This window comes from Nocardioides potassii (assembly GCF_021648885.1).
In the GTDB taxonomy this organism is placed as follows: domain Bacteria; phylum Actinomycetota; class Actinomycetes; order Propionibacteriales; family Nocardioidaceae; genus Nocardioides; species Nocardioides potassii.
The window spans coordinates 550,566-570,678 of record NZ_JAKJHZ010000003.1 but is presented as its reverse complement, the minus strand read 5'-3'; the positions used below and the strand labels follow the sequence as shown (position 1 = coordinate 570,678).

Sequence of the window (20,113 nt, the reverse complement as noted above, 5' to 3'; positions counted from 1 at the left end):
TCGATGCCTGCCACGAGAGCCAACCCTACGGCTCGCCCGTGAGGAGTGTCGAAAGCGAGCAGCGGCGGGCACGCCCGGGCCTGTGAGTCCGGTCGGGCCCGCCGCTGCGGACCGTGATGGCGCCGCGTGCGTCAGCGCGTGCAGAGCACCTCGGGCGTCGCGACGGCCGCGGTCGCGGCGGGCGTCGCGGTGGTCGTGGCGTCGAACTTCAGGCGGAAGACGCCGGTCAGGTCGATCTGCTCGTCCGCGACGATGCTGCCGACCGCGAGCGAGTGCGAGGCGACCGGGGTGCCGTCGGCGGTGACGGTGATCGCGCCGCTGGAGCCGGTGGCCGACTCGTCCGTGAGGGCGTACGTCGCCCGCAGCGCGGTGCACTTGCGGCCGAGGGTGTACTCGGTCGTCGCAGCGGTGCCGGGCGTGATCGTCGCCAGGCTCTGGCCGAAGTACTCGGTGCCGATCGTGACGCCGCGCGCGGTGATGGTGCTCGTCACCGCGGTGCGGTAGGCGAGCTTCTCCCAGCGGTAGACCTCGACGTCGACCGGGGCGCTGAAGCCCTTGGCGAGGCCGTTGGACGCGGGCTTCAGCACGCGGTACTGGCGTGCGCCCGGGGTCGAGGGCGTGTCGGTGAGCTTGTAGGTGCCGTTGGCCTTGACCTTGGCGTTGCCGGTGACGACCCACTTCTTCTTCTTGCCGACCCGCTGCTGCAGGAGGACCTTCTGGCCGGACGCCTTCGGCGTGACCCGCCCCTTGACCTTGATGAGGGTCTCCTCGGCGATCGCGACGTCCTTGTTGACGCTCGCGGTGACGCTGTAGGCCGCCTTGGCCTTCGCGGCCGGAGCGGCCTGGGTCGGTGCGGCGAGCGCCAGCGTGCTCGCGGCGAGAGCCGCGGTGGCGGTCAGTGCGGTGATGCGGTTCATGGTGTTCCCCGTCGTCGTGGGGCCCACTCGTGGGGGCCCGTTCGCAGGGGAGATGCGAGCGCCGACGAAAAAGTTGTGGCCTTCTTTCAGCGCTTTCAGCGCAGCAGGGCACCGGCGTGCGGCGGCACCGTGATCGTCCCGCCGTCGACCACGACGCCGGCCGGCGTCGTGAACAGCACCTCGGTGCGTTCGTCGACCACGACGACCTCGGTCTCGCCGGTGTTGACCACGACGAGCAGGTCGCCGCGCCGCATCGTGAACAGCCGCCCCTCCACCGTGCAGGAGACCGCTCCGAACGACGGGTCGGTCAGCTGCCGCAGCTCGCGGCGCAGCCGGGCCAGCCGGCGGTAGGCGTCGAGGACGACGGCGTGCCGCCCGGTCGTCCGCTCGTCCCAGTCGAGCCTCGACCGCGTGAACGTCTCCGGGTCCTGCGGGTCGGGCACCTCGTCCGGGTCCCAGCCCATCTGCTCGAACTCCGCGATCCGCCCCTCGGCGGTCGCCGTACCGAGCTCGGGCTCGGGGTGCGAGGTGAAGAACTGGAACGGCGACGAGGCCGCCCACTCCTCCCCCATGAACAGCATCGGCGTGAACGGCCCGGCGAGCGTCAGCAGCGCGGCGCACGCGAGCTGGTCGTCGTCGAGGTGCTCGGCCAGCCGGTCGCCGCGGGCGCGGTTGCCGATCTGGTCGTGGTTCTGGTTGGCCACGACGAGGCGCCAGGTCGACATCGTCGCGGTGTCGACGGGTCTGCCGTGGTCCCGGCCGCGGAACGATGAGAACGTCCCGTCGTGGAAGAACCCGCGCTCGCACACCTTGGCCAGCGCCTCGAGCGGCTCGAAGTCGGCGTAGTAGCCGGTCGTCTCCCCGCTCAGCGCGACATGCACCGCGTGGTGGAAGTCGTCGCTCCACTGCGCGTCGAGGCCGTGACCGCCGGCCTCGCGCGGCCGGACGAGTCGCGTGTCGTTGAGGTCGGACTCGGCGATCAGCGTCAGCGGCCGGCGCAGGTGCGCGGAGAGCGCCGCCGTCTCGATCGCCATCTCCTCCAGCAGGTGCACCTCGGAGGTGTCGCTCAGGGCGTGCACCGCGTCCAGGCGCAGCGCGTCGACGTGGAAGTCCTCGAACCACATCCGCACGTTGTCGAGGATCAGGCGCCGCACCTCGAACGAGTCCTGACCGTCGAGGTTGACCAGGTCGCCCCACGTGTTGCGGCCGTCCTTGAGGTAGGGACCGTACAGCGGGAGGTAGTTGCCCGACGGGCCGAGGTGGTTGTGCACCACGTCCTGCACGACACCGAGACCCAAGGCGTGGCAGGCGTCGACGAAGCGGCGGTAGGCGTCCGGACCGCCGTACTGCTCGTGCACGGCGAACCAGCCGACACCGTCGTAGCCCCAGTTGTGGGTGCCGTTGAAGGCGTTGACCGGCATCACCTCGACGAGGTCCACCCCGATGTCGAGGAGGTGGTCGAGCCGCTCGATCGCGGAGTCGAGCGTGCCCTCCGGGGTGAACGTGCCGACGTGCAGCTCGTAGATCACCGACCCGGCGAGCTGGCGTCCGGTCCAGCCGGCGTCCTGCCAGTCGTACGTCGTCAGGTCCCGTCGCGACAGCCCGTGCACGCCGCCGGGCTGACGGCGCGACCGCGGGTCGGGCCGCGGGTCGGGGTCGTCGTCGAGGAGGTAGCCGTAGTCGACGTAATGAGGTCCCTCGGACGCAGCGGGCAACGGCTCGGCAGGCGTCCACCAGCCGTCGTCGCCGCGGCGCATGTCCACGACCGTCCCGCCCGCGTTGTCGCCGCAGAGCAGCCGGACCCGCTCGGGTCGCGGCGCCCAGACGTCGTACGGTCCCCGCTCGATGCGCTCGGACACGTCAGTCCTTCCTCACCAGCAGCGCGACGGGGTGCGTCGCGAGCAGGTCGGCCAGCCGGCCGTCGGTGTCGAGCCCGGTGAGCACGTCGTGCCACTGGCCCTCGGGCAGGTCGAGCGCCGTGTCGCCCCAGCCGCTCGCGGCGAGGCCGACGGGCAGGCGGGTGACGACGGCGATCGCGCCGCCCCGGTCGTAGGCCACGACGTGACCGGCGGCGTCGCCACTGGCGGTGACCGGGGTGTAGGACGTGAAGAGCTCGGGCCGGTCGCGACGCAGGGTCAGCGCCGAGCAGGTGACGTGCAGCTTGGCCGCGGCGTCGTCCTCGGCGTCGCCGGCGAGCACGGCGGCGCGGTGGTCGAAGTCGACCGGCCGGCGGTTGTCGGGGTCGACGAGCGAGGTCTCCCACAGCTCGCTGCCCTGGTAGACGTCGGGCACGCCCGGGATCGTGATCGCGAGGAGCTTGGCCGCCAGCGAGTTGGCCTGGGCGGGCTCGTCGATCCGGGTCGCCAGGTCGAGCAGCACCCGCTGGACGCCCTCGTCGTCGAAGACGGCGTCGACGGCCGCGTGCACCTGGGCCTCGTAGGCCTCGTCGGGCTCGGTCCACGTCGTCCGGTCGCCGGCCTCGCGCATCGCCTTCTCGGCGTAGCCGTGCAGTCGGTCGCGGAGGTCGGGGAGGTGGTCGGCCGTCCACGCGCCCAGCACGGCCTGCCACAGCAGCGAGCCGAAGCCCGGGTCCGGCACCGGCGCGAGCTGCAGCAGCTCGTCGAGCGCCCGCTCCCAGTGGCCGGGCTCCTCGGCCAGCGCGGTGATCCGCGCGCGGACGTCCTCGCCGCGCTTGGTGTCGTGGGTCGACAGCGTCACCATCGCGTCGGGCCAGTGGGCCTGCCGTGCGGTCATCGCGGCGTGGAAGTCGTCGACGCCGACCGAGAAGATCGACGGGTCGCCGCCGACCTCGTTGAGCGAGGTGAGGCGTGACCAGCGGTAGAAGGAGCAGTCCTCGACGCCCTTGGCCATCACCATGCCGGACGTCTGCTGGAAGCGGCGGGCCGGCTGGCCCCACTCGTCGTGCAGCACCGCCTCGAGGACGTCGTACGTCGTCGCGAGGTCGGGGCGGCTGTCGCGCGCGGCGGCGAAGGCCTGGTCGAGGTGCTCGCGTCCCTCGGGGAGGTAGGAGCGGTAGACCGGGAAGCAGGCGAGGAGCTCGCCGACCGCGTCGGCGACCGAGTCCTCGTCGGGTCGCGACCCGCCGCCGTCGGCGGCCCGGCCGTCGAGGTAGGTGCCGACCTCGCGGGTGATCCGCAGGACCTCGGAGTGGAGGATGCCGTCGGCCACCGCGCGCTTGTTGTCGTGGACCATCCGGTGCCAGTCGACGGACTCGCCGCGCAGCCGGTCCTCGAGGGCGGTCAGCGGCGCCTCGCCCGCCGGGTCGGTGAGCACCCGGTCGATGAGAGCGAGGGCGTCGTACCCGGTGGTCCCGGAGGTCGCCCACGAGTCGAGCAGCTCCTCCCCCGGCTCGAGGATCTTCTCGACCAGCACGTAGGCGCCGCCGGTGAGGGCGGCGAGGTCGTCGAGGTAGCGCTTGGGGTCGCGCAGGCCGTCGGGGTGGTCGACCCGCAGGCCGTCGACCAGGCCCTCGTCGAACCAGCGTTTCACCTCGACGTGGGTCTCCGCGAAGACCTCGGGGTCCTCGACGCGAACCGCGGCGAGCGTGTTGACCGCGAAGAACCTGCGGTAGTTGAGGCCGTCGTCGGCGGTGCGCCAGTTGACCAGCTCGTAGTGCTGCTCCTCGAGGGTGCTCGTGCCGGGCGCGAGCGGGAAGCGCTGGTCGTGGTAGCGGACCTCGCCGCCGCCGATCGTGATGGCGTCCTCGTCGTCGTCCCCGATGACGGGGATGACGATCTTGCCGTCACCCGCGGCCCAGTCGACGTCGAAGGCGTTCGCGTGCTCGGACTCGCGGCCGAGCTTGAGGACGTCCCACCACCACGGGTCCTCCGCCGGCGTCGCGACACCGACGTGGTTGGGCACGATGTCGACGAGGACGCCCATGCCGAGACGCTTGGCCTCGGCCGACACCGCGGCGAGGCCGGCCTCGCCGCCGCGCTCCTCGTCGATGTGGTCGAAGGCCACGACGTCGTAGCCGTGGGTGCTGCCCGGCTCGGACGCCAGGATCGGCGAGAGGTAGACCCAGTCCACCCCGAGGTCGTGGAGGTAGGGCACGACCCGCGCCGCGTCGTGCAGCGTGAAGTCGGGACTGACCTGCAGCCGGTAGGTGCTGTGCGGCGTGCGGGTCGCGGGGGCTCGGTGCTTCACGTGGTCGCCGTACCCGCCCTGGCTGCCAGTGATGCCGCGACCGAGTGGTCGGGGCTGACCTCGGGCTCGGCGTGCTCGCGCAGCACCATCAGCGTGTGCGTGGTGAGCTCGAAGGTCGAGCCGGCCTGGAGCGCGGTCTCGGTGTCGGCGTCGCCCCCGGTGTCGATAACGACGTCCCACGCGGCGGCGTACTCCTCCGTCGGCAGCGTCACCTGCGCCGGCCCGTCGGCGTTGAAGTAGAGCAGGAAGTGGTCGTCGGTGATGGCGGCGCCGCGGGCGTCCTTGCCGGCGATGCCGTTGCCGTTGAGGTACATCCCGATGGCCTTGCCGCCCGCCCAGTCTGCGTCCTCCATCGGCTCGCCGTCGAGGTCGAGCCAGACGATGTCGTTGAGCCGCTCGCCGTCGCCGGTGCGCACGGTGTTGCCGGTGAAGAAGCGCTTGCGGTGGAAGGTCGGGTGGTCGGCGCGCAGCTTGGCGACGGCCGCGGTGAACTCGATGAGCGGCTTGTCCGCCGTCTCCCAGTCGACCCAGCTGATCTCGCTGTCCTGCGCGTAGGTGTTGTTGTTGCCGTCCTGGGTGCGGCTGAGCTCGTCGCCGTGCAGCAGCATCGGGACGCCCTGGCTGAGCAGCAGCGTGGCGATGAAGTTGCGCTGCTCGCGGGCCCGCGCCTGCAGGATCTCGGGGTCGTCGGTCGGGCCTTCCACGCCGTGGTTCCACGAGCGGTTGTGGCTCTCGCCGTCGTTGTTGTCCTCGCCGTTGGCGTCGTTGTGCTTCTCGTTGTACGACACCAGGTCGCGCAGCGTGAACCCGTCGTGGGCGGTGACGAAGTTGATGCTCGCGAACGGCCGGCGACCGGAGTGCTCGTAGAGGTCGGAGGACCCCGACAGGCGGGAGGCGAACTCGCCCAACGACGGCTCGCCGCGCCAGAAGTCGCGCACGGTGTCGCGGTAGGCGCCGTTCCACTCGGTCCACTGGGGCGGGAAGCCGCCGACCTGGTAGCCGCCGGGGCCGATGTCCCACGGCTCGGCGATCAGCTTCACCTGGCTGACCACCGGGTCCTGCTGCACCATCTCGAAGAAGGTGGAGAGCTTGTCGACGTCGTAGAACTCGCGAGCCAGGGTGGCGGCGAGGTCGAAGCGGAAGCCGTCGACGTGCATCTCGGTCACCCAGTAGCGCAGCGAGTCCATGATCAGCTGCACCGAGTGCGGGTGGCGCACGTTGAGGGTGTTGCCGGTGCCGGTGTAGTCCATGTAGTAACGCTGGTCGTCCTCGACGAGGCGGTAGTAGGCCGCGTTGTCGATGCCCTTGAAGCTCAGCGTCGGACCGAGGTGGTTGCCCTCGGCGGTGTGGTTGTAGACCACGTCGAGGATGACCTCGATGCCGGCGACGTGCATCGCCTTGACCATCGCCTTGAACTCCTGCACCTGCTGGCCCATGCCGCTCGCGGCGTAGTCGGCGTGCGGTGCGAAGAAGCCGAGGGTGTTGTAGCCCCAGTAGTTGCGCAGGCCCTTCTCGAGCAGCGTCGAGTCCTGGACGAACTGGTGCACCGGCATCAGCTCGATCGCGGTGACGCCGAGCTTCTTCAGGTGGCCGAGGACGGACGGGTGCGCCAGCCCGGCGTACGTCCCGCGCTGCTCCTCCGGCACGTCGGGGTGCAGCTGGGTCAGGCCCTTGACGTGCGCCTCGTAGATGAAGGACTCGTTGTAGGGGATGGAGAGGCGGCGGTCGCCCTCCCAGTCGAAGAACGGGTTGATGACCACGCCGTGCGTCATCTTCGCCGCGGAGTCCTCGTCGTTGGTGCTGTCCTCGTCACCGAAGGTGTAGGAGAACAGCGACTGGTCCCAGTCGATGTCGCCGCTGGTGGCCTTGGCGTAGGGGTCGAGCAGCAGCTTGTTGGGGTTGCAGCGCAGCCCCTTCTCGGGATCCCACGGGCCGTGGACCCGGTAGCCGTAGCGCTGACCGGGCTGCACGGTCGGGAGGTAGCAGTGCCACACGTAGGCGTCGACCTCGGTGACCTCGACCTTGGTCTCGACGAACTGGCCGTCGTTCGCAGGGTCGGGCTCGAAGAGGCAGAGCTCGACGCGCTCGGCGACCTCGCTGAAGAGCGCGAAGTTGGTGCCGCTGCCGTCGAAGGTCGCGCCGAGGGGGTAGGCCGTGCCTGGCCAGGTCTCCGTCATGCCATGAACGTACCGGCGACCCGCCGGTAGCCCCGATCCCTGACCATCCAGCGGGGTGGTGCCGGTGACGACCGTCACCAGCACCACCGCGCAACGTCAGGCGTTGCTCAGGCGGCGACGGCCTCGCGCCGACGAGCGACGCGGCCGGTGACCTGGGTCTGCTCGGTGCCGCACCAGCAGGTGAACCGCACCTCGATCCCGGCGGGCGTGTTGGCCACGGACGAGACCTGGCTCTCGAAGATGAGCACTCGGGTGGCGCAGACCTGGCAGTTGTTGTCGAACATCGTGACCTCCTCGGATCGATGGGTTGACACAAGTGTCTCGACGTCGAGCCTCTAGGGGTAGCCTCGCTTTCCAGAGGTTTCCCAAGGAGGTTCCTATGCTTTCGCTGCACCAGCTGCGCTGCTTCCTCGCGACCTACGAGCACGGGTCGCTGACCGCTGCGGCCGAGGAGCTCGGCTACGCCCAGCCGTCGGTGTCGGAGCAGGTCCGCGCGCTGGAGAAGACCCTCGGCGTGCCGCTCTTCCGCCGTGTCGGGCGAGGCGTCGTACCGACCACGCTGGCCGACACGCTGCGCCCGTACGCCGAGCAGGCGATTGCCGCGTCGGAGGAGGCGCGGCGCGCGGTGCAGAGCGCGGTGTCGCTCGAGAGCGGGACGATCCGGTTCGGGATGTTCGGCGCCGCCCGGCTCTACGCCGGCGCGCAGATCGTCGCCGACGTCCTCGAGCGCTACCCCGGCGTGCGGGTCGAGCTGATCGGGCAGCACTCCAACGAGGTGCAGGAGCAGCTGCGGCGCGGCCACCTGGAGGCGGCGATGATCGCGGCGACCAGCGTGGAGAGCGAGGGGATGACCGTCATCCCTGTCGCCCGCGACGAGCTCGTCTACATCTCGGCAGATCCCTCGCGGCTCACGACACCGGTGACCGCGGCCCGACTGGCCAAGGCGTCGCTGATCATGCCGGAGACGACGTGGCGCAACAGCGACTCCGTCCGGATCCTGCTGCGCCGCTTCCTGCACGAGGCCGGCCACAACCCGCAGACGCGGATCGAGGTCGAGGAGGCGGAGATCTCCGTCGACCTCGTCGGCCGCGGCCTCGGCGACTCGGTGATCCCCCGCGCCGCCGCCGAGCAGCTCATCCCCCGCCTCGCGCCCAACGTCGACTGGGTCTCGCTGCGCCCCAAGCAGTACGACGTCATGGCGATCGTGCACCGCCGCGGCGCCGTCCTCTCCCCGGCCGCGCAGGTGCTGATCGAGATCGCGACGAAGCACATCCAGTCGGTCGCCGAGCCGATCTGAGGCGTCGTGCGGTGCCGGCGACGCAGCATCCGCGTCATGATCACCGCACCACGAGCGTGACGGCCGCGGTGCTGCTCGCGCCGACGGTCGGGCTGCTCGGCGACCCGGGGATCGTGAGCGGCAGGTCGAGAGGAGCCTCGAGCCTCACCGTGACGGAGCGACCGACCGGGTCGACCCGGACGCCGACGTCGATCCCGGGGAACCGCAACCCGGCGTCGGCCCGCGCGAGGTAGTCGCGGACCGCTTCCTCGACCGCCGCCTCCTGCTGGAGGAGGCGGGAGTCACCGAGGCCCTCCTCGTAGACCGCCGCCGAGCCGAGGTCCGCGCCGTGGAGGGCGGCACCGTCGGCGAGGTTGTCGAGCCCCTGCCGCTGGAGGTACGCCGCCGACGCGTCGATGACGACCACGATCGCCATCAGCAGGATGCCGGCGAAGCCGATGATCAGCAGCGTCACCTGGCCCTGCTCGTCCCTCCTCCGGGTCGGTGCGCTCACTGGACCTCCGGCGCGCTCTCGACGTACTGCCCGATCGGCACCGTGTGCGTCGCGTCGAGCGAGAACGACGCCGCGCCTCCGCCAAGGATCGCGGGGAAGAACGGCAGCTCCACCCCGGAGTCGACGGTCACGGTGATGACCGACGTGCCCACATGGCAGTTCTCGCCCGGCGACTCGCACGAGACCGAGACCGACGCCCGCTGACCGGGGGTGCCTTGATCGGCGAGCACCTGCTCGACGGCAGCGATCGCCCGGGCCTCTCCGGTGGCGTCGTCCGGCGCCAGGGCGTAGGCCCGGCCGGCCGCACGCGCGGCGGCGCTGGTGGCGAAGGCACCCTGCTGCACCTCGAAGACCGAGATCACGACCCAGATCAACGGGACGATGAGGATGATCGCCAGCCAGGAGAACTCGACCAGCGCCGAACCCTGCTCGTCGTGCCGCCTCACGGGGCCGCCTCCTCGGCGACCGCGTGGCCGGTCACGCGGATCAGCATCCCGGTCCTGCCGATGCCGAGCACGCTGACCTCGGCCTCGACGACCGCGACGTAGCCGGGTGCGCCACCGACGGTCGCCGGTCGCACGCTGACGGAGCGGACGAAGTCGTCCGACAGCGCACCGTCGACCAGGTCCTGCACCTTCTGCTGGCCGGCGGGAGCGGACGAGCCGGCGACGGCGGCGTAGCGCGCCCCCTCCGACGCCGCGGACGACAGCGTGTTGCGGACGTGGAGCACGAGGGCGAGCTGGAGGATGCCGACCACCAACGGCAGCAGGACCAGCAGCACCAGCACGAAGTCGACGACTGCGGCCCCGCGCTCGTCGGCACGAGCGCGGCGGGTCATGCGGGGTGCCTCAGCCGCTGACCATCGAGAACGCCCGGACGAGCAGGCCGCGCAGCTCGTCGCCGACGAAGGGCGTGAGCGCGGCGACCACGATCGCCGTCATCAGCGTGACCATCACCCACCCCGGAACGTCTCCCCGATCGTCACGAGGTCGATCGGCCGCGAGGCGGGCGAGGTGGTCGAGCAGTCCCGAGATCGACGAGTGCATGAGGGTCGTCCTTTCGTTGGCGGCGCGGGATCAGGGCTGGATCAGGGCTGGATCAGGGGGTGGTGAGGCGCAGGCCGAGCACCCCGGGGTAGAAGGCGAAGAGGATCGTGACCGGGAGGACGAAGAAGACGACGGGCGCCATCATCGCGATCTCCTTGCGGGCGGCAGTCTCGATCAGCAGGCGGCGACCGGCTTCGCGTACGTCGGCGGCCTGGGCGTGCAGCACGTCTGCCAACGGCGTACCGCGCTCCATGGCGACGGTGATGCCCGTGGCGAAGCGGGCGACGATCGGCAGGCCGGTCGAGCGGGCAAGTGACTCGAACGCGATGCCGACGGGCTCGCCGGTGCGCACCCGCGCTAGCACGCGGGACAGGTCCTCCGACAGCGCGCCGTGGCTGCGCCGCACGACGCGGTCGAGCGCCGACACCGGGCTCTCGCCTGCGGCGACCGACAGGGCGAGGAGCTCGGCGATGGTCGGAAACTCGGTGAGCACCTGGCGCTCGCGGTTCTTCACCTGCGTGCTCAGCCGGTTGTCGCGGGCGAAGACGCCGAGGACCAGGCCGAGGGCGCAGAACACCACGGTCGAGCCGATGCCGCCGGCGCCACCGAGAGTCCGCAGCAGGCTGAGCGCAGCGGCCGCGGCGAAACCGACGAGCCCCCACACGACCTGCTCGATCCGGAAGTCCTGCACCGTGCGATCCAGGCCGGCGCGCTCGAGACGGCGGCGTACGGACGTGCTGCCGCCGAGCACCCGCTCCACGAGGTCGGCCGCCGACCGCAGCACCGGGCCGAAGATGCCCGCGGCCGCGGAGGTCGGCGACGACGAGGCCGGCCGGAGACCCGGGCGCTGGTCGCGCACGGGCACGTCGCGGACGTAGGGCAGGACGCGCACGGCGAGCTGCGGCCGCCGGAGCACGACGATCCTGGTGACGACGAGCAGCAGTCCGATCGCCGCCGTACCGCCGAGCAGCCCTCCCCACATCGCCGCGGTCACGACAAGATCCGCTTCTCGACCGGCAGCCGTCCGATGCGCATCATCGCGGCGTAGGCCAGGACGCAGACGGCGAACCCGATGCCCAGCACGAGCACGCCGCCCGGCGACGCATAGCTGCGGATCGCCGTGGTCTGGAACGACATCAGGAGCAGCACGATCCACGGTGCGGCGACCGCCAGGCGGGCGCCGTTGACGGTCCAGGCCTGCCGCGACTCGAGCTCGGACCGGGTGCGGGCGTCGTCACGGAGGAAGCCGGAGAGGTTGCGGAGCAGCCGGCCGAGGTCTCCGCCTCCCACCTCGCGAGCGAGGCGCAGTCCCTCGATCACCCGATCGCCGACCGGGTCCGCGAGGCGGTCCTTCAGCCGGTCGAGGCACTCGCCGAAGCGCCCGGTCACCTGGTAGTCGAGGGCGAACTGGGCGAAGTCGTGACGCAGCGCCTCGGGACCCGAGGTGCCCAGGGCGGCGACCGCGTCGGGGAGCGAGAGCCCGGCACGTACGGCGCTCGCGAGGTTGTCGACCGCCTCGGGCCACACCTCGGCGAACTCGCGCAGCCGACGGGCCGCCCGCTGCCGCAGCACGGCGACCGGCACGTAGGCAGCCATCGCGGCGAAGACGAACGCCACCGGGACCGTGCGCGAGACCGCCTGGACCACCGCGAACGCGACCGCGAACAGCACCGCGCAGAGCGACAGGACGCTCGCCGGCGTGACGTCGCCGAGGCCCGCGCGACCCAGCAGCCGCCGCAGGCCCGACGAGGTCGGGGTGGCCGGCTTCGGCGTCCTCGGCACGGCAAAGGCCGACCAGACGAGCAGCAGCCCGACGCCGATCCCGAGCCCCACCAAGGCGCCCATCAGCGGTCACCCGCCAACACGGCGTGCACGTCGATGCCGACCCGCTCGAAGCGCTCGACGCGAGCGGGAACGCCGCCGGTACGCCGCAGCTCGCCACCGCTGCGCACGAAGATCGGCTCGACCTCGATCACGTCGGCCTCCACCCGGCCCGGCACGGACACGATCTCGTTGACGCGTCGTACGCCGTCGGCACCGAGCCCGAGGTGCACGACGAGGTCGACCGATGTCGCGACGGTCGGCACCACGAAGCGCGCGGAGATGTTGTCGCCCGCCAGCAGCGGGAGCGTGCACATCTTGACCAGCGCCTCGCGGGCGCTGTTGGCGTGGAGGGTGCACATCCCGGGGAGGCCGGAGTTGAGCGCGAGCAGCAGGTCGAGGCACTCGGCGGCACGCACCTCGCCGACGAGGATCCGGCTCGGCCGCATGCGCAGCGCCTCCTTGACCAGGTCGCGGAGCACGACCTCCCCCGTCTGCTCCAGCCCGGCCTGGCGGGTCTGCATGGCCACCCAGTCGGGGTGGCTGAAGCGCAGCTCGAAGACCTCCTCCGCGCTGACGACGCGTTCGCCGCCCGGCACCGACGCGGCCAGGCAGTTGAGCATCGTCGTCTTGCCGGCCTGGGTGCCGCCGGCGACCAGGATGTTGAGGCCGGCGCGCACGGACGCCTCGAGGAACGACGCCGCCTGCGGCGTGAGCGTGCCGAGGGCGACGAGGTCGGAGAGCCGGTGCGCGCGGAGCAGGAACTTGCGGATGTTGACGGCGGTGAAGCCGCGGGTGATCCCCTCGAGCACGACGTGGAGCCGGTGGCCCTCGGGCAGCATCGCGTCGACGAAGGGCGTGCTGATGTCGAGGCGACGGCCGCTCGACTTGAGCATCCGCTCGACGAGCTCGTCGACCTGGGCGGCGTCGAGCCGGAGGTTGGTCAGCTCGTGGCGCCCGCGCCGCGCGATGAACACCCGCTCCGGCGAGTTGATCCAGACCTCCTCGACCTCGGGGTCGTCGAGGAACGGCTGCAGCGGCCCGAAGCCGGAGATCCGCGCAACGAGCTCGCCGACCATCGCACCGTCGTCGGCCACGGGCGCGACCGCACCGGTGAGGCTGAGGTCGTCGTGGTCCCGGACGACGTCCTCCGCGATGCGGCGTACGACGACCGCCTCGCGCTGAGGGTCGACGCCCTCGCGGCGCACGCGCTCGCGCACCTGGGCATCGAGCAGGTGCACGAGGTCGAGATGACTGTCCGCGCGCGACGCTGCCGTCGGACGGTCCGGTGCCACACGTTCCATGCCTGCCCTGCTTCCCGAGATGCTGCACCCGCGACGCTACCCAGCATCGAGCACCGGAAAACAGAGGCTTGGTAAAGGTTGTGGACAGTGCACGGCCCGGGGGTCACACGTGTCCCAGAAGTGGCCCCGGACGGCGCCGCGCAGGGGCCACGTCCCGGACACGTGTGCGGCCGAAGGCGCGCACGGACCGCCCGCGCAGACCGCGCCGAGCGACGCCGACCGTCCCGCGGACGGGTCAGGACGTCGTGAGCGCGACCGGGGCGAGCGGTGGCCAGCTGCCGCCGGCACCGAAGGCGCGGTCGATGCCGAGCAGCAGGGCGGTCAACGTGGCGTCGCGCTCGTCGGCCGACAGCCCGCGCAGTGGGCCCTCGACGTTGAGGACAGCGAAGCCGTGGACCGCCGACCAGCAGGTCACCTCGGCGCCGGCGCGGAGCTCGGGACCGATGAAGCCGACCGCGACGAGCTCGTCGAGCGCCCTGTTGAGGAGGTTGTAGGGGTCCTCCCCCGCGTCGTCGCCGTCGCCTTTGCCCTCCGGCGGGTCGGGATAGGCGGTGAAGAGCAGCCGGAACAGCCCGGTCTCAGTGAGGGCGAACTCGACGTACCCCGCACCCAGCTCGACCAGCCGCCGGCGCGCGGTCGTCACCGGGTCGGGCTCGTCGACGCGGTCGAGGCGGCGGTGCACCTGGGCCACCATCGCCTCGAGGGCCCGCTCGGCGACGACGTCGACGAGGGCCTCGCGGTCGGCGAAGTGGCGGTACGCCGCGGCGTGGCTGACCCCGACACGCCGGGCCAGCTCGCGCAGGGACAGCGCCTCCGGCCCTCCCTCGCGCACCACCTCGACGGCCGCCTCGACGAGGGCGTCGCGCAGGTTGCCGTGGTGGTACGGGGTGGTCGCCACGCATGCAGCCTAATCGATGTTGACAGCGGTCACATCTCGGTGCACCCTGATGTTACCGCCGCCAACATCGGAGCCCTCATGAACCGTAGAGCCGCCATCCTCACCACCGTCTGCCTGTCCGCGCTGACCATCAACCTCGACACCACGATCGTGAACGTCGCCCTCCCGAGCCTCGCCCGCGAGCTCGACGCCGGCACCCGCGACCTCCTGTGGGTCGTCGACGGCTACAACCTCGCCTTCGCCGCCCTCGTGCTGGCGATGGGCAGCCTCAGCGACCGGTTCGGCCGGCGCCCCGCCCTCGTCCTCGGCCTCGGATCCTTCGCCCTCGCCAGCGGCGCGGCCGCCCTCGTCGACAGCGTCGAGGCCCTCATCGCGCTGCGCGTGGTGATGGGGATGAGCGCCGCGCTGATCTTCCCGACGACTCTCTCGGTGATCGCCAACGCGTTCACCGAGCGCCGGGAGCGCGCAGCGGCCCTGGGCATCTGGGGCGCAGCGGTCGGGATGGGCGTCGCGCTCGGCCCGATCACCGGCGGCTTCCTGCTCGAGCACTTCACCTGGCACAGCGTCTTCTGGGCACTCGTCCCGGTCGGCGTCGTCGCGATCGCGATGACCCTCGCCTTCGTGCCCGAGTCCCGCGACCCTGCCGTACCCCCGCTCGACCTGCTCGGCCTCGCCATCTCCATCGGCGCCCTCGGCTCGCTGACCTGGACGATCATCGAGGCGCCCGAGCACGGGTGGGCCTCGGCCACCACCCTCACCGGCTTCGCCGTCGCGGCCGTGCTCACGCTGGTCTTCGTCGCGATCGAGCGCGCCGCCGAGCACCCGATGCTCGACGTCACCCTCTTCCTCGACCGCCGCTTCAGCGCGGCGTGCGCGGCGGTGACGATCGCCTTCTTCGCCCTGTTCGGCTTCATCTTCCTGATCACGCAGTTCTTCCAGTTCCTGCGCGACCACTCCGCCCTCGGCACGGGCGTGCGGATCCTGCCCGTCGCGATCTCCATCGCGGTCGCCTCGATCGTCGGCGCCCAGCTCGCCCCCCGCGTCGGCACCAAGGCCGTCGTCGGCACCGGGCTCGCCCTGCTCGGATCGGCGTTCCTCTGGATCTCGACGCTCGACGTCGACGTGTCCTACGCCGCCGTGATCGTCCCGCAGATGGTGATGATGGGCCTGGGCCTCGGGCTGATCAGCACCCCCGCGACCGAGTCGATCATGCAGGTCCTGCCGCCCGCTCGCGCCGGCGTCGGCTCCGCGGTCAACGACGCCACTCGCGAGCTCGGCGGCACCCTCGGCGTGGCCGTGGTCGGCTCGCTCTTCTCCTCGCTGTACGGCGCCCGGCTGGGCGAGCTGCTCGACGGACGGCTCGACCCGGCGACCCTCGAGTCCGCTCAGGGATCGGTCGGGTTCACGGACGCGCTCGCCGCGCAGGTCCCCGGCGTGACCGACGCGATGGAGGTTGCCTTCATGGACGGCCTCTCCCGCGGCAGCCTCGTGATCGGGCTGATGTGCCTGGCCGGATCGGTCTTCGCGTGGGCGGTGCTGCCCGGCAACCGCTACGACCCGCTGGCCGAGGGCGAGCTGGTCGCGGTGGAGCCGGTCACCGCAGCCACTGGTCCCGCGTGACCTTGTAGAGGTGGCTCTCGCCGTCCCACCACGGGTCCGGCCCGACGCCCAGCGCACGCAGGCCGAGGCGCTCGGCCACCCGGCAGGAGGCGTCGTTCCCGACGAACACGCCGCACCACGCCTCGGGCAGCCCGCGCGCGAACACGTCGTCGAGCAGGGCGAGGGCCGCCTCCGTGGCGTAGCCGTGGCCGGTGGAGTCGGGGTGCAGCGTCCATCCCACCTCGTACTCGCCGACGAACTTGCCCGTGCCATGGCGGTGACAGCGCGAGAGCGAGACGGTGCCCGCCACGACCCCCGAGTCCCGTACGACGACCGCGCGGGCGAGGTCGAACGGGTCCGCCTCCTCGCGGCGCCGCTTCGAGCCGATCCACTCCCGGGCGGCGTCGAGGTCAACCATCGGGACCGGACTGCCCAGCCAACGCACCACCTCGGGCCGGCCGAGGATGTCGAGGACGCGCGGCGCGTCGTCGTCGACGTACGGCCGCAGCCGGAGGCGCGGCGCGATCAGGCCGGCGTGCCGGTCTCGAGCCGGAAGCCGACACCGCGGATCGCGACGACCCGCTCCCCCGCCTCGGCGGCCTCGAGCTTGCTGCGCAGGCGACCGATGGTGACGTCGAGGGTCTTGGTCGAGCCGTACCAGTTCTGGTCCCACACCTGGTTCATCAGCGTCTCGCGGGGCACGACCTTGTCGTGGTGGGAGGCGAGGACCGCAAGGACGTCGAACTCCTTGGCGGTCAGCGCGATCTCGCGGTCACCGAGGTGGACGCGGCGCGACGCGGCGTCGATGCTGAGACCGGAGGCCGTGGTGACGGTGGTGTCGTTGGTGACGACGATGGCGCTGCGGCGCAGCAGGGCGCGCACGCGCGCAAGGAGCTCGGCGAGGCCGAACGGCTTGGCGAGGTAGTCGTCGGCGCCGACGTCGAGGCCGACCACGCGGTCGAGCTCCCCCGCGCGGGCGGTGACCATGATGATCCCGCCCTGGTAGCCGCCCGAGCGCATCTGCCGGCACACCTCGATGCCGTCGATGTCCGGCAGACCGAGGTCCAGGATCACCACGGCGGGAGCATCGTCGACGACGAACTCCACCGCATCCGCTCCGCCCGAGACCCGAGTCACGTCATAGCCCTCGCGCTCGAGCGTGCGCATGAGCGGGACGGCGATGTCTTCCTCGTCCTCGACCACCAACACGTCGTGCACCATGCGGGAGAGCATATGTGCACCATCAGCGTGCAGTGTGCTGAAACCCCAAGTCGGTGGACGGCGTGACGATCGTCTGGGCCGGAACCGCGGGAGCCTGCTCGCCGGGTCCGGCGACCACGGCACCGGCCGCGAGGAGCACGGCGACCGGGATCAGCAGGATGCGGGACATGTGTCAAGGATCCGTTGCCCTGTTCCACGCACGATCCTCAGGATGGTCACACCGAAGAAAAAATCCGGGCAGGACCGGGCGCTTTCGGGCAGATGTGGGCATCGTCACACGCTCGAGGACGCTCGTGGATGCTCAGGCCTCGAAGACGTCACCCAGCTCGGCGACACGCTCCAGCACCTCACCCATCGTGAACTGCTCGAGGGCGAGCTCGTCCTCCGCGCCCTCCTCGACCTCGGCCCACGTCAGCGGGGTGGCGGCGGTGGGCCGCTCCTTGCCGCGCAGCGAGTAGGGCGAGACGGTCGTCTTCGACCCGGAGTTCTGCGACCAGTCCAGGAACACCTTGCCCGGGCGCTTGGCCTTGGTCATCACGCTCGTCACCAGGTCGCCGTGCTCGCGCTGCAGCTCCTCGGCGACCTCCTTCGCCAGCGCCGTCGTACCGTCGCTGTCGAGCGAGCCGTCCATCGGCGCGTAGAGGTGCAGCCCCTTGCTGCCGCTGGTCACCGGGGTGCAGCCGAGGTCGCGCGCGGACAGCGCGTCGCGCACCATCAGCGCGACCCGCGCGCACTCGTGCAGGCCGGCGGGCTCGCCGGGGTCGAGGTCGATGACGAGCCGGTCGGGGTTCCTGGGGGTCCCGTCCTCGTCGACCGTCCACTGGTGCACGTGGAGCTCGAGTGAGGCGAGGTTGGCCAGCCAGGTGAGCGTGGCCAGGTCGTCGCAGATCGGGAACTCGAGGGTGCCGTCGCCCTTGCCGGAGCGGGAGCCGGTGGTGGGGACGGCGACCGTACGCACCCACGACGGCGTGCCGGGCGGCTTGTTCTTCTCGAAGAAGCTGCCCTTCTCCACGCCGTTGGGCCAACGGATCCGGGTGACCGCGCGGTCCCTGAGGTGCGGCAGTAGCACCGGCGAGACCTGGGCGTAGTAGTTGAGCACCTCGCCCTTCGTGGTGCCGGTGCGCGGGTAGAGCACCTTGTCGAGGTTGCTGATCTTGAGGGTGCGGCCCTCGACGTCGACCTGCACGTCCGTCATCACAGGTCCTCCGGGCTCAGGTCGTCGCGCACGCCCTGGAAGGACGGCTGCCGGAGCCGGTCGTACCCCAGGCCGTGCGTGTCGATGTCCACCACCACGCGCGGCTCGACCCAGAACGTCCCGTCCGCGTCGACGCGCGGTACGTCGTCGGCGAACGGGTTGGTGTCGCTCGCGAGCGGCGCCAGCAGCTCGGCCAGCCGCCTGCTGGTGAGGCCGGCGATGCCGCTGCCGACCCGGCCGCGGTAGAGCAGGCCGTCGGCGGTCTGCTCGCCGACGAGCAGCGCTGCCAGCCGGTCCGTCGTACCGGTCTGCGGGCGCCAGCCGCCGACGACGAACGAGCCGCGGTGCCGGTGGGGCAGCTTGCGCCAGTCCTCGCTGCGGGAGTCGAACCGGTAGCGCGAGGTGCGGCGCTTGCTGACGACGCCCTCCAGCCCTTGGGCGAGGGTCGCCTCGAACAGCATGTCGCCGTCGTCGTACGCCGCCGGGACCTGCCACGTCGAGTCGGCGAGGGGCAGCTCCTCGAGCAGTGCTCGGCGCTCCTCGAGCGGGCGGTCGGTCAGGTCCTCGCCGTCGAGGCGCAGCAGGTCGAAGACCATCAACGTGGCGGGGATCGACCCGACCAGGCGCGCGACCTCGCGGGCGTTGCGCACGTGCATGCGGTGCTGGAGGACGCGGAAGTCGGGGACGCCGCGCTCGTTGAGCGCGATCACCTCGCCGTCGACCATGAGGTCGCGATCGCCGAGCGGGGGCGCGCTGAGCTCGGGCCACGCGGCCGTCACGTTGTTGTCGTTGCGGCTGGTCATCCGGGCGACGCCGTCGCGGACGTCGACCAGCACGCGGACGCCGTCCCACTTGACCTCGTGGAGCCACTGCGCACCGGTCGGCACGCGGTCGGTCTTGGTGGCGAGCATGGGGCGCACCCCTGAAGTCTGGCATCCCGGCGGCATCCCTTTGCAGGGAGACGAGTGACAGATGTGACGGCTATCGTCGATCCATGCGCGCGATCTGGAAGGGTGCCGTCTCCTTCGGCCTGGTCAGTGTCCCGGTGAAGCTCTACGCGGCGACCGAGAGCCACGACGTGTCGTTCCGCCAGGTCCACGCCAAGGACGGCGGCCGGATCAAGTACCAGCGGGTCTGCTCCCTCGACGGCGAGGAGGTGGCCTACGCCGACATCGCCAAGGGCTACGAGACCGAGGACGGCGAGATGGTGATCCTCACCGACGACGACATGGCCGAGCTGCCGTCGACGTCGTCGCGCGAGATCGCCGTGGAGAAGTTCGTGCCGCGCGAGCAGATCGACCCGCTCCTCTTCGAGAAGTCCTACTACCTCGAGCCCGAGGGCGCCGGCGCCAAGCCCTACGCCCTGCTCCGCCAGGCCCTGCTCGACGCCGACCGGATGGCCGTGGTCACGGTTGCCCTGCGCCAGCGCACGAGCATCGCTGTGCTTCGCGTGAAGGACGACGTCATCGTCCTGCAGACGATGATGTGGCCCGACGAGATCCGCACGCCCGACTTCTCCGTCGAGACCGGCGACGTTAAGCCGCAGGAGGTCAAGATGGCGCAGATGCTCGTCGAGACGCTGGCCGGCGACTTCGACGCGACCGAGTTCGAGGACGACTACGCCGGTGCCGTCGAGGCCTTGGTGAAGTCCAAGATCGAGGGCGGCGAGATCAAGCGCACCGAGACCTCGACCAAGACCTCGGGCGAGGTGGTCGACCTGCTCGCCGCGCTCCAGAAGTCGGTCGCCGCGGCGAAGACCGCGCGCGGCGAGGACAGTGGGTCCTCGGACGAGAAGTCGGCCGCCAAGAAGGCGCCTGCCAAGAAGACCGCCGCGAAGAAGGCACCGGCCAAGAAGGCCGCCGCCAAGAAGTCGACGACCAAGAAGACCGCCGCGAAGAAGCAGGCCAAGAAGGCCAGCTGACCTCCGCTCGTCGCGGGTCGCCGCTCCCGGTCCGACCGGGGGTGGCGGAGCGACATT

21 protein-coding genes are annotated in these 20,113 nt (G+C 71.4%); 3 read left to right on the top strand and 18 right to left on the bottom strand.

Annotation, left to right across the window (positions count from 1 at the left end; genetic code table 11):
• Window positions 1-131: 131 nt before the first annotated feature.
• From L2K70_RS04150 to L2K70_RS04130, 5 genes are all read right to left on the bottom strand, one after another.
• Entirely contained in the window at window positions 132-917 is a 786-nt protein-coding gene (locus tag L2K70_RS04150; RefSeq protein ID WP_236399391.1) for an NPCBM/NEW2 domain-containing protein, read from the bottom strand.
• A 95-nt stretch (window positions 918-1,012) separates the two neighbouring features.
• Window positions 1,013-2,776: a malto-oligosyltrehalose trehalohydrolase gene (treZ, locus tag L2K70_RS04145; RefSeq protein ID WP_236399389.1), complete on the bottom strand. Its 1,764-nt coding sequence runs from the start codon at window positions 2,774-2,776 to the stop codon at window positions 1,013-1,015.
• A 1-nt stretch (window position 2,777) separates the two neighbouring features.
• Entirely contained in the window at window positions 2,778-5,084 is a 2,307-nt protein-coding gene (treY, locus tag L2K70_RS04140) for a malto-oligosyltrehalose synthase (RefSeq protein ID WP_236399387.1), read from the bottom strand.
• Complete coding sequence (gene glgX / locus L2K70_RS04135) at window positions 5,081-7,261, bottom strand: glycogen debranching protein GlgX (RefSeq protein WP_236399385.1); 2,181 nt, start codon at window positions 7,259-7,261, stop codon at window positions 5,081-5,083. The genes treY and glgX overlap by 4 nt, the downstream gene beginning before the upstream one ends.
• A 107-nt stretch (window positions 7,262-7,368) precedes the next feature.
• Window positions 7,369-7,545, bottom strand: coding sequence for a hypothetical protein (locus tag L2K70_RS04130; protein WP_236399384.1), 177 nt, complete (start codon window positions 7,543-7,545; stop codon window positions 7,369-7,371).
• A gap of 95 nt (window positions 7,546-7,640) precedes the next feature.
• Here L2K70_RS04130 and L2K70_RS04125 point away from each other — a divergent pair, with 95 nt between their 5' ends.
• Window positions 7,641-8,558 (top strand): LysR family transcriptional regulator, encoded by a 918-nt coding sequence (locus L2K70_RS04125; RefSeq protein WP_236399381.1) that lies wholly within the window; start codon window positions 7,641-7,643, stop codon window positions 8,556-8,558.
• A gap of 40 nt (window positions 8,559-8,598) precedes the next feature.
• Here L2K70_RS04125 and L2K70_RS04120 read toward each other — a convergent pair whose 3' ends face one another.
• From L2K70_RS04120 to L2K70_RS04085, 8 genes are all read right to left on the bottom strand, one after another.
• Window positions 8,599-9,012, bottom strand: coding sequence for a pilus assembly protein TadG-related protein (locus L2K70_RS04120; protein ID WP_236399379.1), 414 nt, complete (start codon window positions 9,010-9,012; stop codon window positions 8,599-8,601).
• A gap of 35 nt (window positions 9,013-9,047) precedes the next feature.
• Window positions 9,048-9,497, bottom strand: a complete 450-nt coding sequence (locus tag L2K70_RS04115; RefSeq protein WP_236399376.1) for a hypothetical protein — start codon at window positions 9,495-9,497, stop codon at window positions 9,048-9,050.
• On the bottom strand, window positions 9,494-9,889 hold the full coding sequence (locus L2K70_RS04110) for a TadE/TadG family type IV pilus assembly protein (protein ID WP_236399373.1): 396 nt from the start codon (window positions 9,887-9,889) through the stop codon (window positions 9,494-9,496). Before L2K70_RS04110 ends, L2K70_RS04115 begins: the two co-directional genes overlap by 4 nt.
• 10 nt (window positions 9,890-9,899) lie before the next feature.
• Complete coding sequence (locus L2K70_RS04105; protein WP_236399371.1) at window positions 9,900-10,097, bottom strand: hypothetical protein; 198 nt, start codon at window positions 10,095-10,097, stop codon at window positions 9,900-9,902.
• Between the two features lie 52 nt (window positions 10,098-10,149).
• Window positions 10,150-11,091, bottom strand: coding sequence for a type II secretion system F family protein (locus L2K70_RS04100; protein WP_236399368.1), 942 nt, complete (start codon window positions 11,089-11,091; stop codon window positions 10,150-10,152).
• On the bottom strand, window positions 11,088-11,942 hold the full coding sequence (locus L2K70_RS04095) for a type II secretion system F family protein (protein ID WP_236399365.1): 855 nt from the start codon (window positions 11,940-11,942) through the stop codon (window positions 11,088-11,090). The genes L2K70_RS04100 and L2K70_RS04095 overlap by 4 nt, the downstream gene beginning before the upstream one ends.
• Window positions 11,942-13,222: a TadA family conjugal transfer-associated ATPase gene (locus tag L2K70_RS04090; protein WP_236399362.1), complete on the bottom strand. Its 1,281-nt coding sequence runs from the start codon at window positions 13,220-13,222 to the stop codon at window positions 11,942-11,944. Before L2K70_RS04090 ends, L2K70_RS04095 begins: the two co-directional genes overlap by 1 nt.
• Before the next feature lie 235 nt (window positions 13,223-13,457).
• Window positions 13,458-14,120, bottom strand: a complete 663-nt coding sequence (locus L2K70_RS04085; RefSeq protein ID WP_236399359.1) for a TetR/AcrR family transcriptional regulator — start codon at window positions 14,118-14,120, stop codon at window positions 13,458-13,460.
• A 78-nt stretch (window positions 14,121-14,198) separates the two neighbouring features.
• Here L2K70_RS04085 and L2K70_RS04080 point away from each other — a divergent pair, with 78 nt between their 5' ends.
• The gene (locus tag L2K70_RS04080) at window positions 14,199-15,740 is read left to right on the top strand and encodes an MFS transporter (protein ID WP_236399357.1); all 1,542 of its coding nucleotides are present in this window, start codon (window positions 14,199-14,201) and stop codon (window positions 15,738-15,740) included.
• On the opposite strand, the gene L2K70_RS04075 is transcribed toward L2K70_RS04080, so the two are convergent.
• The 5 genes from L2K70_RS04075 to ligD (L2K70_RS04055) all read right to left on the bottom strand — a co-directional run bounded on the left by L2K70_RS04075 (window position 15,715) and on the right by ligD (L2K70_RS04055) (window position 19,046).
• A complete protein-coding gene (locus tag L2K70_RS04075) occupies window positions 15,715-16,227 on the bottom strand; it encodes a GNAT family N-acetyltransferase (RefSeq protein WP_268930157.1) in 513 nt (170 codons plus the stop codon). The two genes, L2K70_RS04080 and L2K70_RS04075, sit on opposite strands and share 26 nt — an antisense overlap.
• A gap of 17 nt (window positions 16,228-16,244) precedes the next feature.
• Entirely contained in the window at window positions 16,245-16,940 is a 696-nt protein-coding gene (locus tag L2K70_RS04070) for a response regulator transcription factor (RefSeq protein WP_236399354.1), read from the bottom strand.
• A gap of 22 nt (window positions 16,941-16,962) precedes the next feature.
• Complete coding sequence (locus tag L2K70_RS04065) at window positions 16,963-17,109, bottom strand: hypothetical protein (RefSeq protein ID WP_236399351.1); 147 nt, start codon at window positions 17,107-17,109, stop codon at window positions 16,963-16,965.
• A gap of 132 nt (window positions 17,110-17,241) precedes the next feature.
• On the bottom strand, window positions 17,242-18,135 hold the full coding sequence (ligD, locus tag L2K70_RS04060; RefSeq protein ID WP_236399348.1) for a non-homologous end-joining DNA ligase: 894 nt from the start codon (window positions 18,133-18,135) through the stop codon (window positions 17,242-17,244).
• The gene (gene ligD / locus L2K70_RS04055) at window positions 18,135-19,046 is read right to left on the bottom strand and encodes a non-homologous end-joining DNA ligase (RefSeq protein ID WP_236399416.1); all 912 of its coding nucleotides are present in this window, start codon (window positions 19,044-19,046) and stop codon (window positions 18,135-18,137) included. Before ligD (L2K70_RS04055) ends, ligD (L2K70_RS04060) begins: the two co-directional genes overlap by 1 nt.
• Before the next feature lie 83 nt (window positions 19,047-19,129).
• Here ligD (L2K70_RS04055) and ku point away from each other — a divergent pair, with 83 nt between their 5' ends.
• A complete protein-coding gene (gene ku / locus L2K70_RS04050; RefSeq protein ID WP_236399343.1) occupies window positions 19,130-20,056 on the top strand; it encodes a non-homologous end joining protein Ku in 927 nt (308 codons plus the stop codon).
• Window positions 20,057-20,113 lie beyond the last annotated feature (57 nt).